Here is an 11,859-nt window from a genome sequence, read left to right as displayed (position 1 = left end):
CTCATCTGGCTCATAGGCGGCTCGGATCAGGTGGTCAGGCGTATTTCAGCACATTTGAAAACTTGTTCGGAGATTCCTTAGCTTTGGTATTTCTACCGCCATATGTCTCACTGTACTTTTGGTGCGCCTCACGTGGAATAGCAATACTTGGCGCATTTTTCAGGATTTTTTTCAGGTCATCTGGAAGTATGCGTGGATCGATTGCAACCACATACTCCCTTAAAGCTCTTTGCGACGGCATGTGATCGATGTCGAGACCGTCCTTTGCACTCCGACTGGAAAGGTCATTAGCTGGGCCGACCTCCAGAGGATTGACCATCGGCTTTGCAAAAACAAGGTACAGCGACTTGATCCCGGAGTCCGCCGGGAAAGTGATGATGCAGTCCTCGACTGTGAACTCATCAATAGGCGAGCCCTGGATTTTGCTGTCGCCCCCTTCACTGATCGGGTGAACCAAAATGTTCGCCAGTTCATCGGTCACGCCTGGGTAACTGGTGGGTGCCGTTACCACGGCTCCTTTGTTCGGCGTCCAGATGATAGTGATCGAGCCGAGATGGGCTTCCATAGCACTTTTATCGGCGTTCCATTTGGCCTTGATCACCGGTACCGAGTCTTGACCTGACTGGGCGCTGGTGTGGATACCGTAGACCTGCAATGCCCCATTAGTGTCATTGCGAAACTGGAAGCGAACTCGCGTCGTGGCAGTACGCATGTCGCGCAATTGTTCTTCTGTATAGAAAGAATCGTCCCCGAGCATTGTCGGGGTCATGGCCATTATCAGCATGCGCCCTACAGGCCCCGCCGCGGTTTTAAGCGCCATCCCCGCCATTTCAAGTGACCAGACGAAACTTCTTAGAATGAGTTCTCCCGCGACTCTCCCCAACCCGACCTCGGTCGCGGAGGAAGCCATAATCATGGTTTTGCCGAAGTTCGTCGCGGGCTCACTGCCGGTACCGGCGTGGGTGGTACCCCAAGGGGCCGTGCTGATGGACTTGGCGAAGGTAAGATCAGTCCGTTTTTTGGGGGCTGGCCATTCCTCTTTCAACATGTAAACAGGATCTGGCTCAGGTATGGGGCAGAAAAAAACGCCGCCCCCCGCCGCATTGGAACTGTTTCTAACCAGCACCCAATCACCGTTTCTGACGGCATTGAGAATGTCCTGATTACTGTTGATGGTGTAATGCTCCCGCAAGAGTTCATCCAGCCCTTCGAGGTTTGACCGATTGCCCTCCAGCATTTTTCTAACAGTGCTCTCGGCAGAGTGTGACGGCTCTGCATCACTGGCCCCGCGAGCAGTGCTTTTCATTAAACACATATTCCCTCAGCGCTTGAGTCATCTGCGGATGTTACTACGCAGGGTTAGACGCACTTTGTAGGAACAGTCTGAATCTACCAGCACCCGTTTTAACCTACCCCCACAACATCACCCCTCATTACTCGGCGCGGGCAAATCCGGCAAGTGAATCACCAGCCCGGCCTTGAACGGCTGCACCTCCTCGGCCAGCCCCTGATTGGCATTGAGCACGGTCTCGACCGAGCCATTGAGGTGGCCGTAGTAGTTCTGGCAGAGGGTGTCGAGTACGTCGCCGCCAGCCGTTCTGCAGGTCGTCGCCATAGCCGGTGGTCAGGCCCAGTGGTTGAAGCTGGGCGGCAATGCTGCGCAGGGTGTCGAGTTGTTGGATGCCGCCTTTGAACCCGCCAAAAATCGCGCCCGTCAGGGTGATGCGTTCTTCGCCCATGCCCACCGCTTGCTGTGCCGGGCGACGGTTCAGGCGCTCTTGTGAAGCCCAGCGGTATTCGCTGGAGCGCTTGAGTTCGTCGAACGCGGCGGTGTCCAGGTTGAAGTAGAACGGTGTCGACCCGGGCTTGAGCGGTTGCATGATCAGCAGGTGCGGGAATGGCTTCACCGCCTCGGCGCCCGGGGTCGCGTCTGCGCCCAGCGCGCCGGTGGGTAGGTTGTTATTCAGTGACGGGCTGACTTTGCCTGCGATTTTGTTGATCGCAGTCGCGGCCTTGCCCACCTGCTCTTTCAGCACGCCGAGGCGCTCCTCAATTTGCGAGGCCGCCCGTGTGGCTTTATTGTAGGTGGCCACCACCGCGCCGACCTTGGCCCCGACCGCAGGGCCAATGAACGGCAAGTCGCTCAGTTCGGAGCCGGCGCCGGTGATTTCGTCAATGGCGCCGTTCACCGGCCCAAGCATGCCGTCCAGGCTACGACGCCCGGTTTCCCCCGCTGTAGTCAGGTACTTCAACCCCGACTGCAGATGTTCCATGTAGGCCATGGCGGCGGCGTTGACCACAAACACCTTTTACGGCCCCGAGTCTTCGCTGCCGCCTTGCTCGTTATCGTCATCACCGTCCTTTTTACCGCCGAACACTTTCAACCCGATCTCAGCGAGGGCCAGGACCTAGGAGCCCTTGCCGCCTTCCTTATTGTCATCACCGGCGTTATTAAAGCCCTTCGCGCCACTGCGAGAGTGCTTATACCCCACGTAACGCGGCGCCGGGCAGCGCGTGTTGATGCAACGCTAAACACTCAAAACCGCCCGCTCGCGCAGCTTGTGGTGGGGTATGGGCACGCTCCCGAGATTATGCGTTCTCGCAACGATCAGTCTTTTTTCACAGTCCGGCGTCCAAGGGGCTTCGATGGAAACTGAATTCCTGTCCGAGAAAGAGTTGGCCGAGCTGACAGGCTATAAAACTCGGGGCTATTAGCGCTAATGGTTGAAAGGTCGCGGCTGGGTGTTCTTAGAAAGCCGTGGTGGCCGGCCATTGGTGGGCAGGATGTTCACCCGCATGAAGCTGGGCATCGAACCGCCAACGCTAACAGCGTCTGCACCCGCGACATCAATCTGAAGAAGGCTCCCCGAACGCAGAAGGACAACTTGGCAGAACTGAAAAAGCTGCGCGAGCTGTTCGATGATGCCCCGATCGACTCGATCACGCCGGCGACAATTGCCGGATACCGGGACGCCCGGACTGCCAAGGTTCGGACCAACCGCGAGATCGCCACTTTGTCCCACGTGTTCAACATGGCCTGAGAGTGGGGCATCACCACCAAAGAAAATCCGTGCCAAGGCGTGCGCAAGAACCGCGAGAAACCGCGCGACTATTATGCCAACGATGCTGTGTGGGACGCGGTGTATAAAAAAAGCGCCGCCAGCACTGAAGGAAGCGATGGATCTGGCTTACCTCACAGGGCAAAGGCCTGATGACGTACTCATGATGCGGAGGGATGACGGGATGGAGAATAGTCTGGGAGCCCTACTTCGCGTGATTGCTGAGCGCAATGCTTAGCACAGCTCGAGCTACCTTGTAGTGAGCAAGCATGGCAAGCGCATGACCGCAGCCATGTTGCGTAAGCGATGGGATGAAGCGAGAGAGCAAGCCAAGAAAGCTGCGATTGAGAGAGAGGATCTATTGCTTGCCGGCAGGATTGCTGCTTTCCATTTCCGGGACATACGCCCTAAAGCTGCCTCTGAAATCAAGAATATTGAAGACGCCAGCATGCTCTTGGGACACACAAAAAGCGACATTACAAAACGGGTTTACAGGCGGCTTGGTACTACCGCGAAGCCTTCAAAATAGCGCTAGTTTCGGAACGCCTAGCAGTCCGGCGCCGTCTTCCCCAAACCCCAGAAACGACAAAGCCCGCCAAGGGCGGGCTCTGTCGGTGTAGCAATATGGCGGAGGCGATGGGATTCGAACTCATGGACCTGTTACAGTCGACGGTTTTCAAGACCGTTGCCTTAAACCACTCGGCCACACCTCCTAACGTTGTTGCGGGCGCCATAATACCTGAACGAAACACGTTGTCAAACTCTCTTGATCGCTTGTTGCAGAGCCTCTGCTATGATCTTTGCTACTTAACATTTCAATACACAGGAGTATCGCCATGCGCGAACAGGATTACGCAGTTAATAACAGCGTGCAGGCCGAGCAGCTAGAGGTTAGCCGCGTCCTGCGCAACACTTATGGTTTACTGGCTTTGACCCTGGCTTTCAGCGGTGTGATGGCGTTCGTAGCGCAGCAGATGCGCGTCGGCTACCCAAACATTTTCGTTGTATTGATCGGCTTTTATGGCCTTTTCTTTCTCACCAACAAGCTGCGTGACTCGGTATGGGGTTTGGTGTCGACGTTTGCACTGACCGGTTTTATGGGTTTCCTGCTCGGTCCGATCCTTAACCGTTACCTGGGCATGCAAGGCGGCGCTGAGGTTGTAGCTTCTGCCTTTGCGATGACGGCACTGGTTTTCGGCGGTCTGTCTGCTTACGTATTAATCACCCGTAAAGACATGAGCTTCCTGGGCGGCTTCATCACTGCCGGTTTCTTTGTTCTGCTGGGCGCAACGCTGGCAAGCTTCTTCTTTCAGATTAGCGGCTTGCAGTTGGCTATCAGCGCCGGGTTTGTTCTGTTCTCTTCGGTCTGCATTTTGTTCCAGACCAGCGCCATCATTAATGGCGGCGAGCGTAACTACATCATGGCGACCATTAGCCTGTATGTTTCGATCTACAACCTGTTCATCAGCTTGCTGCAAATTTTCGGCATCATGAGCCGCGACGACTGATTGAACCAACGTTTGGCAAAAGCCCGCTTCGGCGGGCTTTTTGTTGCCTTGTGCAAGCATGTTTAGCTTTGGGGCTTTATCATTGTGCGAGTTTTGCAGAGAGCCACCCATGAAATTTGCTATCGCCCTATATGCTGCGGCCCATGCCCCATCTTCCCGTCGAGCCCTGCGCTTTGCCGAAGCCGTTGTGGCGGGTGGGCATGAAATTGTGCGTCTTTTCTTCTATCAGGACGGGGTGCACAGCGCGTCGAGCAACATCGTGACACCCCAAGATGAGCCTGATCTCGCACAGCAATGGGCCGCTTTTGTGACTCGGCACCAACTGGATGGCGTGGTCTGCATTGCCGCCGCCTTGCGTCGAGGTGTGTTGAATGATGCAGAGGCCACCCGCTATCAGCGCTCTGCAGTGAACTTGAAAGCGCCTTGGGATTTGTCCGGCCTGGGGCAATTGCACGATGCCATTCAGACCGCGGATCGACTGATTTGCTTCGGAGGGGATTAAAATGCCCAAGTCTTTACTGATTATCAGCCGACAAGCCCCGTGGTCTGGTCTGGGAGCGCGCGAAGCTTTGGACATCGCGCTTGCGGGCGGCGCCTTCGACCTCCCTATTGGACTTCTATTTCTCGACGACGGCGTGTTTCAACTGTTGCCCAGGCAACACCCCACCGCCCTTGAGCAAAAGAACCTGACGGCCAATTTGCAGGCTTTGTCGATGTTCGGCGTTGACGAATTGTTCGCATGCGATTCCAGCCTGAACGAGCGCGGACTCGTAAACACAACGTTGGCTGTGGAGGGCGTGCAGACGCTGTCCCCGACACAAATCAGCGATCTCATCGCCCGTCATGACCAGGTGATAACCCTTTGATGTCGACCTTACACGTTTTGAGCCAATCTCCCTTTTCTGATACGCGTCTCGGAAGTTGCCTGCGCCTACTCTCGGCTAATGACGGCCTTTTGCTCTGCGGCGATGCGGTATATGCCCTGCAACCGGGCACCCTTCCACGCGAGACGCTCGATAAAATGAGCCCGGCGCTCAAGCTGTACGTGCTCGATGAAGACCTTCAAGCGCGCAACCTCCTGCACCCGGAGTGGGTCACCCGCATCGACTACCCGGCATTTGTCGCGCTGTCCCTTCACTATGACAAGGTCAACACCTGGCTATGACGGTCCTCACTCTCGATAACAGAACCATTGAGCTGGACAAGGACGGTTATCTGGCCGATTTGAATGACTGGTCGCCCGAGGTTGCCACGGCACTGGCGGTGCAAAATGACATCGAGTTGACCCCGGAACACTGGGAAATTCTGCAGCTGCTGCGCAACTTCTACCAAGAGTTTCAGCTCTCGCCCGCCACGCGGCCTTTAATCAAATACACCGCGCTCAAACTGGGTGCTGAAAAAGGCAACAGTTTGCACCTCAATCGCCTGTTCAATGGCACCCCTGCCAAACTCGCCGCAAAACTGGCGGGCCTGCCCAAACCGACCAATTGCCTATGAACATACTTGCTCCGCTGACGCTCACCACGCCCGCCGAACACCCTTTCGCTCAATTCGTACGCATTTTGGGCAAAGGCAAACGCGGCGCGCGCAACCTGACCCGCGATGAAGCGCGTGAAGCCATGGGGATGCTACTCGACAAGAAAACCGAAGAGACACAGTTGGGCGCCTTCCTGATGCTGCTCAGGCATAAGGAAGAAAGCCCTCAAGAGCTGGCTGGCTTTGTGGACGCTGTGCGCGAGCGGCTTTGCGCGCCGAAAATTCATGTCGATATCGACTGGCCCACCTACGCGGGCAAAAAACGTCACCTACCTTGGTACCTGCTTTGCGCCAAATGCCTGGCACAAAACGGTGTGCGCATCCTGATGCATGGCGGTGGCGCTCACACGGCCGGCCGACTTTACAGCGAGCAGCTGCTCGACGAATTGAACATCCCGTTGTGCCGTGACTGGGCACAGGTGCAGGACGCGTTGCAGCAGTGCAATCTGGCCTTTTTCCCTTTGCAGGACTGGGCACCGCAGTTGCAACACATGATCGACTTGCGCAACACGCTAGGCCTTCGCTCGCCAATCCACTCATTGGCGCGCCTGCTGAATCCCCTCGAGGCCCGCTGTGGACTGCAAAGCATTTTCCATCCGGGCTATCAAAGCGTGCATCGGGAAGCCAGCGCGCTGCTAGGGGATACCTGCATTGTGGTTAAAGGCGATGGCGGTGAAATCGAGATTAACCCCGACGCCATCAGCCACCTTTACGGCACGGAGTCGGGCGTCCACTGGGACGAAGAATGGCCAGCGTTGTCGGCACAGCGACACGTAAAACCCGCCTTTCTGGACACCCGACAGCTCAACGCGTTTTGGCGCGGCGACCTAGAAGACAGCTATGCGAAAAAGGCACTGTTATCGACCATGGCTCTGGCGTTGCGCGGCCTTGGTATGCCCCGAGAACAGGCTTTTGTGACAGCCAACACGTACTGGGAAAACCGCAACAAATCGATTTAATCGATAGGTAAAGCCCAGGTTTTGCGCTATTCGCTCGAACTCAGACCTTTAGACTGAACGCCAAAGCCAAACCGCCAGGAGCTTCACATGGGCTTATTGATCGATGGCCGTTGGCATGACCAATGGTATGAGAGCAGCAAAGACGGCGCGTTCCAACGAGAGCAGGCACAGCGCAGAAACTGGATCACGCCTGATGGTGCGCCCGGCCCAACTGGGACTGGCGGTTTCATACCCGAAGCAGGTCGCTATCATCTCTATGTCTCCCTGGCTTGCCCATGGGCTCATCGCACGCTGATAACCCGCACACTTAAGGGCCTCGAATCATTGATCGGCGTGTCGGTCGTCAGCTGGCTGATGCTGGAAAATGGCTGGACGTTTGATCCTGCGTTCGGTTCCAGCGGCGACCCCTTGTACAACGCTGACTTCCTGCATCAGTTGTACACCCGGGATACCCCCGATTACACGGGCCGCGTAACCGTACCGGTGCTTTGGGACACCCATCTAAAGCGCATCGTCAGCAACGAATCGGCGGACATCATTCGCATGTTCAACAACGCCTTTGACCACCTGACGGGCAACCGGCTGGACCTATACCCGATCTCAATGGCTACCGACGTCGATGGCTGGAATGAACGTATCTACCCGGCTCTCAATAACGGCGTATATCGCGCCGGTTTTGCCACGTCCCAAGCGGCGTATGAAACCGCATTCGACGATGTGTTCAGCGAACTCAACCACGTCGAACGGCACCTGGCAGAACATCGCTATTTGGTCGGTGAATACCTGACGGAAGCAGACATCCGTCTGTTCACCACCCTTATCCGATTCGACGCGGTCTATTACAGCCACTTCAAATGCAATGAGCGCAGAATCGACGATTACCTCAACCTGTCCAATTGGCTGCGCGAGCTGTACCAATGGCCCGGTATCAGTGAAACCGTTAATTTCACTCACATTAAAGGTCATTACTACGCCAGCCACCGCACGATTAACCCCACAGGAATCATCCCCAAAGGGCCAGATCTGGGTATTACCGCAGCCCACGACCGTGAGCACTTGAAGGGAAGCGGAATTTTTACTCGCTAGCGCCTAAGCACGTTTCAATACTGGCACCGGGCGGCGGGTGCCAGTAGCATCTGCGCATTGATCAAGAGAACACCTCATGCTTATCCCTTACGACCAGCTTGAACCCGACACACTGACCCACCTTATCGAAGATTTCGTCAGCCGCGATGGCACTGACAATGGCGACGATACCCCTCAAGAAACCCGCGTGCTGCGCGTTCGACAAGCTTTGAACAAAGGTCAGGCGGTGATTTTTTTTGACCTTGAAAGCCAGCAATGCCAGTTAATGGTCAAGCATGCCGTGCCCAAAGAGTTCTTTGATTAACCTTTGTGCGGTGGGTGACTGGATACCCCACCATCCTGCTGTTGACGAATACGTTCATAGACCTCGGACCGATGCACATTCACGTCTTTAGGCGCTTCTATACCCAAGCGCACATGATTGCCATTGACGGCAACAATCCGGACCGTGATGTCTTGGTTGATCGAAATGTATTCGCCGACTGAACGGCTCAAAATCAGCATGGCGCTCATCTCTGCTTGATGGGTGGCCATCAAGACTGCATCGCGCAAAAACACGCTTCAATCCCTACAACAAAAAACATCCGCGCCCTACTTCTACACCGAACAATTCCTACCTAGAAAAACCCAAAGACCTACACACCGGCTCGTAAAGCACCCACCTGAACGTCCGCTCAAGCGCTGGTGAAACGCGGCCCCAGCAAAATGACGGTCGCACCGATTACGCACAGCCCTACCCCGACCCAATCGGTGGTCAGCGGCCTGGCTTTTTCTATCACTGCCAACCAGGCGATGGACGTGATGATGTAAATACCGCCATAAGCGGCGTAAGCGCGGCCTGCATACGACGCTTCCACCTTGGTCAGTAACAAGGCGAACAGCGTCAGGCTCAACACCGCAGGCACAATCCACCACGCACTCTTACCCTGCCGCAGCCACATCCAGAAGCCATAACAACCGGCAATCTCAAACAGCGCGGCCAAAAAAAACCAGACGTAATTAAGCATATGCAACCTCTGTCGATGGGCAGGCGCGCCACCCTACCTGCGCGCCCGGGCCTGGGCAATACCCGTTTCTTTTGAATCAACTTAAATAAGTTTGAATTAATCCACCATCGCCACAGTCGGACGTTATAAGCACTGCACAACCTTGTTTCTCAAGCAGCGCCCTTTGAACCTTGCATGTTGCTTGATCACATTAATAAGGAATTCATCATGACCACGATTCTTCTCATCGTCCTGATTCTGCTGTTGGTAGGCGGTCTGCCCGTGTTTCCTCACTCGAAAAGTTGGGGTTATGGACCTTCAGGGATTATTGGTGCCGTACTGGTCGTGCTTTTGATTCTGTTGTTACTGGGCAAGATCTAGCGCTTCACCCTGCGACACGCGCAATAAAAAAGAGGCCCTTGGGCCTCTTTTTTATTGCGTCATCGTTTACTTGGGATCTGCTACGCCAGCAGTGTTATCCAGCAAACTTTTGGTTGCTGTCTGCAAGAATGATTCGAGCTTTTGCTTGAGCGCGGCTTCCTGTGCAGAGTCCGTCACTACCTTGGCCTCAGGATTGGCACCCAGCGTGTATTGCCACACCTTGGCCGGCATGTCTTTGGGCTGAACCAGCAGATGGTCATCGCTAATGATGGCGACCGTCTGATCGCTACCCGAAGGTTTGATCACACCACTGCCCTTGTCGCCCGCCGGCAGGGTCAGCAGGTCACGTCCCCAGCATTGCTGGCGGAACTCGCCGCCCAGACGCCCCATGATGGTCGGCACGATGTCGACCTGAGTACCGACGATATCGCTACGCGGACCGAATTTCTCCTGAATGCCCGGGCCAATGAACAGCAGCGGCACGTTGAAGCGACCCAAATCCATTTCGGAAATTTGCTGCTCATTACCAAAGCCGTGGTCGCCTACGATCACGAACAGGGTTTCCTTGAAGTACGGTTCCTTGCGGGCCTTCTCAAAGAACTGGCCCAACGCCCAGTCCGAGTAGCGCATGGCCGTCAAATGCTCGTTCAGCGACCCGCGATCAGTAACGGGCTCAACCGGCAAGGGGGTTGGCAGCGCATAAGGCGTGTGGTTGGACAATGTTTGCAGCAGTGCATAGAAAGGCGCTTTGCCTTCACGTTTTTTCAGCTCTTCAAGCCCACGGTTGAACATGTCCTGATCGGACACCCCCCATGTAGGATCAGAGAACACTGGATCAACGAAATCGTTCCTCCCAACGAAGGTCGTCATACCCTGGTTGCTGAAGAAACCGGACTGGTTGTCCCAGGCAAAGTCGCCGTTATAGACATACACGTCATCAAAGTTACGGGCGCCCAGCAGCTCCGGCAAGCCCGACAGCTTGTGGCTACCCTCAGGGGTCTGCATCAGGTATTCAAAACCCGGCAGGTTCGGGAAGCACGCCATCGTGGCAAACATGCCCTGATGGGTGTGCGTACCGTTGGAGAAAAAGCGCTCAAACAGCAGCCCCTCTTTCGACAGCGCGTCGAAGTAAGGCGTGATATTGCCCGGACGACCCAGCGCACCGACCGAATGGCCTGCAAAACTTTCCATCAGGATCACCACCACGTTCTTGATCGGCAGCGTTTGCTCTGCCGGTGGCGTGGTGTCGCGACGCACAGGGGCGGTATCGGGATCGACCAGCTTGTCGTGTTCGGTCAGCAGCATGTCACGCACTGTGCCTACCGCGACGGGGTCTTCAAGCGTGGCCTTCCAGATGTTGGTGCGCTCGTCTGAGAACCGGCTTTTGGCTGCGGCAATCAATGACAACGAACCGTTGAGACCCAACTGGTTAGCGAAGTTGGAATCCGTGGTGTAGGCATCTCCCCAACGCAGCGGAGGACCTTGACGCAACGTGCCGCGTGCTGCGACCACGCACACCAACAGCACCACAACGAACACAGCAATGCGCGCATACCAAGGGGCGGCAGCGCGAACCGCGCCTGTACCCGCGGCAGGCATTGGCGGACGCGTCACGCGGTCCACACCACGGAATGCAACGTACAGCACCCAAGTGCCCACCGCCCACGCAAGCAAATAACGCACTACCGGGAAGCCATACCAAAGCATACTCATCACGGTTTTGGGGTCTTCCTTCACATACTGGAATACCAGACCGTTAAGCCGTTGGTGGAATTCACGGTAGAAGTCCATCTCCATCAGGCCCAAAAACAGCGCCAGGCTTGACGCCGCCGTCAACCAGAAGCGCATCACACCGCGCAGGGCCATCGCTTTCACGCTGAGCAAAGCCAACAGCAGCGGAATGCTGAGGTACACCACGATTCGCAGGTCAAAACGCAAGCCGTTAGCGAACGCTTCCAGGAAAGTCGACGCGGGTGTGTCGAGGATCATTTCACGGTTATAAACCAGCAATGCAACCCTCAGCAGGGTAAACATCACCATCATGACCAACGCGCATAACAGCGTAAAAGCCAGATGCGATTTGACGGTCGGTTGCAACACACGCATGCCAGCGTTGGGTTGTCTTAGGGCGTCCGGGTTTGCCATGTCGTTTTAGGACCCATTGATTCGGTTGGTGTGACATCGAGTGCGCATCTTGCCCCATGGCAACGCTGCCGCGAGGCAGTGCCGTGGAGTGGTCATGCGCGGTGGGCAAATGTTGCACGATCCCCGGTGGTTTACCACTGGAGAGGTGCGGGAGCAGCGCAGAATCCGGCTCCGTCGCGGTGCAAAAGCACCGACCCAG

Annotated in this window: 16 protein-coding genes, 1 tRNA gene and 1 pseudogene; 11 read left to right on the top strand and 7 right to left on the bottom strand. The window is 55.8% G+C overall.

What is annotated here, in order from left to right; genetic code table 11:
• Window positions 1–34: 34 nt before the first annotated feature.
• The 3 genes and pseudogenes from CJF39_RS18030 to CJF39_RS18020 form a co-directional block, all read right to left on the bottom strand.
• Window positions 35–1,306, bottom strand: coding sequence for an S-type pyocin domain-containing protein (locus CJF39_RS18030; protein ID WP_249275395.1), 1,272 nt, complete (start codon window positions 1,304–1,306; stop codon window positions 35–37).
• Window positions 1,307–1,423: 117 nt separating this feature from the next.
• Window positions 1,424–1,615: a tail protein X gene (locus CJF39_RS23405; protein ID WP_094994659.1), complete on the bottom strand. Its 192-nt coding sequence runs from the start codon at window positions 1,613–1,615 to the stop codon at window positions 1,424–1,426.
• A pseudogene (locus tag CJF39_RS18020) lies at window positions 1,602–2,282 on the bottom strand (phage tail protein); the annotation flags it as partial. The gene CJF39_RS23405 and the pseudogene CJF39_RS18020, both read right to left, overlap by 14 nt.
• Window positions 2,283–2,720: 438 nt before the next feature.
• Here CJF39_RS18020 and CJF39_RS23760 point away from each other — a divergent pair.
• Together CJF39_RS23760 and CJF39_RS23755 are read left to right on the top strand one after the other, a co-directional pair.
• Window positions 2,721–3,041, top strand: a complete 321-nt coding sequence (locus CJF39_RS23760) for a hypothetical protein (RefSeq protein WP_432760253.1) — start codon at window positions 2,721–2,723, stop codon at window positions 3,039–3,041.
• A gap of 298 nt (window positions 3,042–3,339) precedes the next feature.
• Window positions 3,340–3,588 carry a hypothetical protein gene (locus tag CJF39_RS23755; protein ID WP_432760252.1) on the top strand — a complete coding sequence of 83 codons (249 nt, stop codon included), beginning with the start codon at window positions 3,340–3,342 and terminating at the stop codon, window positions 3,586–3,588.
• 96 nt (window positions 3,589–3,684) lie between these two features.
• Here CJF39_RS23755 and CJF39_RS18005 read toward each other — a convergent pair.
• Window positions 3,685–3,772: transfer RNA gene (locus tag CJF39_RS18005), tRNA-Ser, on the bottom strand.
• Between the two features lie 123 nt (window positions 3,773–3,895).
• Here CJF39_RS18005 and CJF39_RS18000 point away from each other — a divergent pair.
• From CJF39_RS18000 to CJF39_RS17965, 8 genes are all read left to right on the top strand, one after another.
• A complete protein-coding gene (locus tag CJF39_RS18000; RefSeq protein ID WP_047276250.1) occupies window positions 3,896–4,567 on the top strand; it encodes a Bax inhibitor-1/YccA family protein in 672 nt (223 codons plus the stop codon).
• Between the two features lie 109 nt (window positions 4,568–4,676).
• Window positions 4,677–5,069: a sulfurtransferase complex subunit TusD gene (gene tusD / locus CJF39_RS17995; RefSeq protein ID WP_094994658.1), complete on the top strand. Its 393-nt coding sequence runs from the start codon at window positions 4,677–4,679 to the stop codon at window positions 5,067–5,069.
• A 1-nt stretch (window position 5,070) separates the two neighbouring features.
• Window positions 5,071–5,433 carry a sulfurtransferase complex subunit TusC gene (gene tusC, locus CJF39_RS17990; RefSeq protein WP_094994657.1) on the top strand — a complete coding sequence of 121 codons (363 nt, stop codon included), beginning with the start codon at window positions 5,071–5,073 and terminating at the stop codon, window positions 5,431–5,433.
• Complete coding sequence (tusB, locus tag CJF39_RS17985) at window positions 5,433–5,732, top strand: sulfurtransferase complex subunit TusB (RefSeq protein ID WP_094994656.1); 300 nt, start codon at window positions 5,433–5,435, stop codon at window positions 5,730–5,732. Before tusC ends, tusB begins: the two co-directional genes overlap by 1 nt.
• On the top strand, window positions 5,729–6,064 hold the full coding sequence (locus tag CJF39_RS17980; RefSeq protein WP_094994655.1) for a TusE/DsrC/DsvC family sulfur relay protein: 336 nt from the start codon (window positions 5,729–5,731) through the stop codon (window positions 6,062–6,064). Before tusB ends, CJF39_RS17980 begins: the two co-directional genes overlap by 4 nt.
• Entirely contained in the window at window positions 6,061–7,062 is a 1,002-nt protein-coding gene (locus tag CJF39_RS17975) for a glycosyl transferase family protein (RefSeq protein WP_094994654.1), read from the top strand. Before CJF39_RS17980 ends, CJF39_RS17975 begins: the two co-directional genes overlap by 4 nt.
• A gap of 87 nt (window positions 7,063–7,149) precedes the next feature.
• Window positions 7,150–8,148 carry a glutathione S-transferase family protein gene (locus CJF39_RS17970; protein ID WP_094994653.1) on the top strand — a complete coding sequence of 333 codons (999 nt, stop codon included), beginning with the start codon at window positions 7,150–7,152 and terminating at the stop codon, window positions 8,146–8,148.
• 76 nt (window positions 8,149–8,224) lie between these two features.
• Window positions 8,225–8,452: a YheU family protein gene (locus CJF39_RS17965; protein ID WP_094994652.1), complete on the top strand. Its 228-nt coding sequence runs from the start codon at window positions 8,225–8,227 to the stop codon at window positions 8,450–8,452.
• On the opposite strand, the gene csrA is transcribed toward CJF39_RS17965, so the two are convergent.
• Window positions 8,449–8,652, bottom strand: a complete 204-nt coding sequence (gene csrA / locus CJF39_RS17960; RefSeq protein ID WP_094994662.1) for a carbon storage regulator CsrA — start codon at window positions 8,650–8,652, stop codon at window positions 8,449–8,451. The two genes, CJF39_RS17965 and csrA, sit on opposite strands and share 4 nt — an antisense overlap.
• 170 nt (window positions 8,653–8,822) lie before the next feature.
• Complete coding sequence (locus CJF39_RS17955) at window positions 8,823–9,155, bottom strand: YnfA family protein (RefSeq protein ID WP_094994651.1); 333 nt, start codon at window positions 9,153–9,155, stop codon at window positions 8,823–8,825.
• A 207-nt stretch (window positions 9,156–9,362) separates the two neighbouring features.
• On the opposite strand from CJF39_RS17955, the gene CJF39_RS17950 reads away from it, so the two are divergent.
• Window positions 9,363–9,515 (top strand): DUF3309 family protein, encoded by a 153-nt coding sequence (locus tag CJF39_RS17950; protein ID WP_047294031.1) that lies wholly within the window; start codon window positions 9,363–9,365, stop codon window positions 9,513–9,515.
• Window positions 9,516–9,581: 66 nt separating this feature from the next.
• On the opposite strand, the gene CJF39_RS17945 is transcribed toward CJF39_RS17950, so the two are convergent.
• On the bottom strand, window positions 9,582–11,660 hold the full coding sequence (locus tag CJF39_RS17945; protein WP_094994650.1) for an LTA synthase family protein: 2,079 nt from the start codon (window positions 11,658–11,660) through the stop codon (window positions 9,582–9,584).
• Between the last annotated feature and the right edge of the window lie 199 nt (window positions 11,661–11,859).

Origin of the sequence: Pseudomonas lundensis (genome assembly GCF_002269125.1) — a bacterium.
Classification (GTDB): Bacteria; Pseudomonadota; Gammaproteobacteria; order Pseudomonadales; family Pseudomonadaceae; genus Aquipseudomonas; species Aquipseudomonas lundensis_A.
This window is presented reverse-complemented; position numbering and strand designations above follow the sequence as displayed.